The organism is Coleofasciculus sp. FACHB-712 (assembly GCF_014695635.1).
GTDB lineage: Bacteria > Cyanobacteriota > Cyanobacteriia > Cyanobacteriales > FACHB-T130 > FACHB-T130.
On the sequence record NZ_JACJOQ010000315.1, the window covers coordinates 1 to 3,365 of the forward strand.

General features: G+C 43.9%; 3 protein-coding genes and 1 riboswitch. Of the genes, 2 read left to right on the forward strand and 1 reads right to left on the reverse strand.

Annotated features, from left to right (window positions below; genetic code table 11):
• Window positions 1–802: 802 nt before the first annotated feature.
• Window positions 803–1,014: riboswitch (cyclic di-AMP (ydaO/yuaA leader) on the forward strand.
• 163 nt (window positions 1,015–1,177) lie between these two features.
• Entirely contained in the window at window positions 1,178–2,455 is a 1,278-nt protein-coding gene (locus H6F50_RS08185; RefSeq protein WP_190428234.1) for a glycosyltransferase, read from the forward strand.
• A 361-nt stretch (window positions 2,456–2,816) separates the two neighbouring features.
• Window positions 2,817–3,038 (forward strand): hypothetical protein, encoded by a 222-nt coding sequence (locus tag H6F50_RS08190; protein WP_190428237.1) that lies wholly within the window; start codon window positions 2,817–2,819, stop codon window positions 3,036–3,038.
• Window positions 3,039–3,146: 108 nt separating this feature from the next.
• Here the strand turns inward: H6F50_RS08190 and H6F50_RS08195 are convergent.
• A partial coding sequence (locus H6F50_RS08195; protein ID WP_190428238.1) for a pentapeptide repeat-containing protein occupies window positions 3,147–3,365 on the reverse strand: 219 nt, incomplete at its 5' end.

A 3,365-nucleotide genomic window follows, 5' to 3' on the forward strand; every position in this document is an offset into this window, starting at 1 on the left:
GATTACCGAGTCGGTCGCGTCGAAGATGAGGTGGCTGTCGGGGATGAAGTCATTGTCAAGGTGCGGGAAATTGATAGCAAAGGTCGGATTAATCTGACGCGCTTGGGGATTCACCCAGATGAAGCGGCGGCTGCTCGTGAAGCGGCAGCAAGTCGCTAAAAAAGCAATTAGCGATTAGCGATTAGCTGTTAGCGATTGGAAATTGAAATTGCTAACAGCTAATCGCTAAACCAAGCTTTTTTCCTCAACAACTACCATTTCCTTCGGTTATTAAATCTAATCTAATTATCCTGTAGCTATAGCAATCCTATTTGAATTGCAAGCTAGGAGTTCAGATTCCTGAATTCTTCGATCAGTCGAATATCTCCCTTTAAAAAAGATTTAGCACCGAGTTATCAAAACTATAATTAGATGATTAGTAGCAACATTAAAGAGTTGTTGCTAGTAGTTTTTAACTCTTAGTTATGAGTAAGTTGATATTGAACGAATGACTAAAAATTAAAGACGTAAAAGCTTTTATTTACAACGAATTGCAGTTCTTTCCGTGTAGGTTAATACTGTACGCGAAGATTCGCTAACAAAAGTTAGTTGATGGTTTTTTTAACTTAACCCAATGTATTCTATCTACCCCATCCGCCCACATCAAATGCCTCACATCGCAAGTCTGACGCCTGGAGGGTAAGTATAGCTATCATCATCGTATATTAAAAAACATCTATCTTAAGGTAGGTTGACGATTTTAAAATTGTAGTGTTAAGGTTGCAGTCAGTCTACATAAGTCAGCCTAATCCAGGATCTCACTTTAAAAAACGTACCTTATCTAATTAAGGTGAAGCTGGAGCGGAGGAACCAAATCTTGGGGCTTATCGATGAGAGATTAAAAATAAAAAATTAAACAATTACAAAGTAGGATGACTATTTTAATGTTTAATTTTGCATTCTTAATTCCTCAGAAAGGGACATCTCTCAGTCCTCGCCCGTCAGCTAACTCCGTCGGCATTGAGAGGAGACTGAAGAGTCAGCAATTTTCTAAAATTTGCGCGATCTCATCAGTGTCCTTGGCTGGTATCTGTTCGCTTCGTTGTACCTGCCCTCGACTATGAGTAGAGGCACCTTTCGTGCTTCAACTGCTGGCGTAGGAGAGCAGGTACGCTAGCTATGAGGAGAAAATCAACCGATGTTACTGACTGAAAAAAATCGTATCGCCTTAATTTCGGTAGATGGCGATCCAGCGGTAGAAATTGGGCAAGAAGAAGCTGGAGGTCAAAATGTCTATGTGCGTCAAGTAGGATTAGCACTCGCTGAGCAAGGCTGGCAGGTAGATATGTTCACTCGCCGCAGCACTCCGGAGCAACTGGATATCGTTCAGCATACACCTAACTGCCGGACAATCCGATTAGCCGCTGGGCCAGCCCAATTCATGAGTCGGGATCGACTCTTCGGCTATTTACCAGAATTTGTTCAACAATTCCAGGCATTTCAGCAGCGTGAAGGTTTGCAATATACCTTGGTGCATACCAATTATTGGTTGTCATCTTGGGTGGGAATGGAACTGAAAAAGCACCAATCTTTGAAGCAGGTACATACTTATCACTCTCTGGGTGCAGTGAAGTATCGTACAGTTTCCGAGATTCCAGCGATCGCTTCCACACGGCTAGCAGTTGAAAAAGCGTGTTTGGAAACAGTGGATCGAGTGATTGCTACCAGTCCGCAAGAAGAAGATCAAATGCGATCGCTTGTTTCCACGATCGGACAGATTGAAATGATTCCCTGCGGTACAGATATCGTTAAATTTGGTTCCACTCAGCGCCAAGAAGCACGCCAACAGCTAGGAATTGCCACTGACGCCAAAGTAGTGCTGTATGTGGGTCGTTTCGATCGACGCAAGGGAATTGAAACGCTAGTCCGAGCCGTAGCAAAATCAAGCTTTCGCAAGTCTTGCGATCTGAAGCTTCTCATCGCAGGCGGAAGTCGTCCGGGACAGAGTGACGGCATTGAACGCGATCGCATTGAGAAAATCGTAGCTGAAGAAGGCATTGGCGATCTCACTTGCTTCCCCGGTCGTGTGGAAGATAACGATTTGCCTCTCTACTACTCAGCTGCCGATGTGTGTGTTGTCCCCAGTCACTACGAACCCTTCGGTTTAGTTGCCATTGAAGCAATGGCTAACCGGACGCCGGTAATTGCAAGTAATGTAGGCGGCTTGCAGTTTACCGTAGTGCCAGAGGTAACGGGTTTACTGGTACCTCCCAAAGATGAAGTCGCCTTTGCACAGGCGATTGACCGCATCCTAGCCGATCCCGATTGGCGAGACCAATTAGGCCAAATGGGTCGCCAACGGGTAGAAATTGCCTTTAGCTGGAATAGCGTGGCATTACGACTCAGCCATCTGTACACCAAATTACTGTGCCAAGCTGCTGTTGAATCTGCGAGCAAACCGCAGCTAGTCGCTTGAGATTTTTTTCCTTGAAAAAACTGAGTCTTTTGGGATGGGATTTTCATACCGATAGAGCGCCAGAAAAGGCACTAGAAAAGAGTTTTCATCCAACGGTTGTGGGCTTTCAGTGTATAGGCATTTCTTGCAATAAAAACAATCAATCTTCTTTGTTCCTCGCAAGGAGGAAATAAGACTCCCTCTTGTTTCCGAAAGTTAGGACAGGTTCTCAATATTTTTGCAAGAACTCTATTCCCCAACCCTAGACAAATTTATTCCAAATCGATGGATTGTCGGTAAAAGCGGGATATCCATCCAATCATTTGAGAGCAATTCAAGTAGTAAAAAAACGGCAAATTACCAAATTAGGAGAGTTGAAATCATGCTGAATATCGGAGATAGCGTACTACATAAGAAAACCGGACGCTCTGGCAAGGTTTTTGGCTATGGCTATCAGATGGTTAATAGCACTTACTTGCCAACACTGATCGTCAGAGTAGTTGAAGCTGCAAGTTTAAACCAGAAGAGTTTTGTAGAAGATTTGTCTTCGTCATGGATTCTGGAGGAAGAAGCTTCTCGGCTCTCGGCAAAGACTGCACGATAGAGTCTAGCACTGCTGCATTTGTGCTTTGAGCGATCGCTCAACACAAAACTCGGTCAGTTTCTGACCGAGTTTTGTATTTTTGTCAAATAGTTAGTTGTGAAAAACCCACTAATCCCATTTAACGTTATTCGGCAAAATCGCATTGTCGAGAGCCGCATCCTTCAAGTTAGCATTTATCAAGTTAGCCTCTCTCAAATTGGCACTACTTAAGTCTGCTTTCTGGAGATCGGCGCTATTTGCAAATACACCCGTTAAATTAGCTTTTTCCAGATTAGCCTGCGTTAGATCGGCACCTTCTAAGTTGGCATTCGCTAGGTTAGCTCCCTG

What these genes read in the sequence shown, in the direction of transcription:
- H6F50_RS08185 (WP_190428234.1), top strand. Translation starts at nt 1,178, where the DNA reads ATGTTACTGACTGAAAAAAATCGTATCGCCTTAATTTCGGTAGATGGC.
- H6F50_RS08190 (WP_190428237.1), top strand. Translation starts at nt 2,817, where the DNA reads ATGCTGAATATCGGAGATAGCGTACTACATAAGAAAACCGGACGCTCT.